The organism is Priestia sp. SIMBA_032, assembly GCF_046535215.1.
Taxonomy (GTDB): domain Bacteria; phylum Bacillota; class Bacilli; order Bacillales; family Bacillaceae_H; genus Priestia; species Priestia aryabhattai.
In genome coordinates this window covers 1-259 of the sequence record NZ_JAWRXD010000986.1, presented here as the reverse complement: position 1 = coordinate 259, position 259 = coordinate 1, and the positions used below count along the sequence as shown (strand labels likewise).

At 69.1% G+C, this 259-nt stretch carries 1 protein-coding gene; it reads left to right on the top strand.

Features of this window, described 5'->3' with window-relative positions; all coding sequences use genetic code 11:
• The coding region (locus tag SB717_RS37300; RefSeq protein ID WP_486360809.1) for a hypothetical protein at positions 1-259 on the top strand (259 nt) is incomplete at both ends.

Genomic DNA, 259 nt, shown 5'->3' with positions numbered 1-259 from the left:
CCTCGTGTCGTTCCTCGTCGGCTTCAGCATGCTGGCCGCGGGTGTCGTCAGCGCGGCCGGCCTCGCGCTGGCGTTCGCCGGCGACTACCTGGCGACGTTCATCGATGTTCCGGTCGTGCCCGCCGCGATCGTCTTCCTCGCCCTGGTCGCCGCGCTCAACGCGCGGGGGATCCGGGAGTCTCTCGGCAGCAACCTCGCGATGACCGCGATCGAGCTCTCGGGTCTGGTCATCGTCGTGGTCGCGGTAGCCTTCTTCGTC